At 78.4% G+C, this 1,316-nt stretch carries 1 protein-coding gene and 1 pseudogene; both read right to left on the bottom strand.

The annotated features are described in order from the left end of the window. A partial coding sequence (locus EBO15_RS43965; RefSeq protein ID WP_199745199.1) for a hypothetical protein occupies positions 1 to 267 on the bottom strand: 267 nt, incomplete at its 3' end. 79 nt (positions 268 to 346) lie between these two features. Then, positions 347 to 1,316, bottom strand: a pseudogene (locus tag EBO15_RS45020) (hypothetical protein); the annotation flags it as partial.

Genomic DNA, 1,316 nt, shown 5'->3' with positions numbered 1-1,316 from the left:
GCGGACCCGCTCGGCGCCCGGCCCGCGCTCGTCGACGCGGGCGGCCGACCGGAGCGCGGCGCGCAGCACGCGGCGGCGCAGCCCGGCGTAGATCACCTCGGCGTCCCCGCGGCGGTCCCGGCGGTGGCGGGCACGGCCGACGATCCAGTGCGCGAGCACCACCCGGTCGTGCCGGTCGAGCCCTTCCGGAAGGACGAGATAAGCGATCCGGGCAAGTCTCCGATAATGCTTGTTCGCCACGGAATTGGCGCTGATTTCCTCCGCCACGGGAAACTCCTCGAGCCGTCTCGCTACCGGCGATGTCCGGGACCGGGCGGACGGACCGCCCGCTCCCCCGTCACACGCCTCACGCGGTGTGCGCGGTGAGGTCGATCGGGGTGTCCGGGCGCGCCTTGGGCTCGCCATGGGGGACGGCGACCAGGAGGCGGCCGGTGACGTCGACGTGGCGGAGCGGGCCGTCCGCCTCCGGGGCGAGGCCGTGGCCGGCGGCGGCGAGGTAGTACCAGTGGCCGGTGCCCGCGCGCCACCAGAGCCCGGACACCGGGCGGCGCTCGTCGCAGCCGCCCGCGCCCGCCGACAGGCTGGAGTCGGCGGTGCGTCCGACCAGCGCCGCCTGCCCGGCGCTGCCGCCGCCCGCGAAGTCGAACCGGGTGCACACCCAGTCGGCGGCGCCGCCGCCGTGGGGCACGGACCCGGACCAGAAGTCCGCGGCGTCCGCGCGGTCCACCGGGCGGGTCGGCTGGGGCAGGACGCAGCCGAGCCGGTCCCACAGTCTCAGGCCGGCGCCGGTGAGGCGTCCGGGCGCGCTGTGCGACGACGCGCTCCGGTGCCCGGCGGCCTCCGAATGATCGGCGTCCGAGTGGTAGCCGAGGACGACGGGACGGGCCCCGCCGAGGTCGCCGATCGTGCGGCCGCCGTCCGGGCCGGTGAGGTCGAGGACCGGGCCGCGCCCGCAGTGGGTCGGCGGCGCGAGCGGCTCGGTGACGCCGTCCCTGACCCGGACGGCGTCGCCGCCGGGGACGGCCGCCCCGGAGTCCCAGGGGGCGAGGAGGTAGCGGCCGCCGCCGAGCGCGACCGGCGCGGACGGGTCGGTGCCCGTCGCCGCGACCTCCAGCGGACGTCCGGGACCCGAGAAGCGGGCGACGCGGTCGCCGTCGCGGAGCACCGCGACGGTGCGTCCGTCCAGGTGACCGGCATAGAGGAGCTGGACCGCGCCGTGCTGGAGGCGTCCGGCGCCGCGCAGGGCGGCCCAGGTCGCGAGGGCGTCGCGGGTGAGGGCGCGGTCACCGGCGAGGTCGCCGCGCGCGGGCCAGGCG

It is taken from the genome of Actinomadura harenae (assembly GCF_003696215.1).
GTDB classification, from domain to species: domain Bacteria; phylum Actinomycetota; class Actinomycetes; order Streptosporangiales; family Streptosporangiaceae; genus Spirillospora; species Spirillospora harenae.
This window is presented reverse-complemented; position numbering and strand designations above follow the sequence as displayed.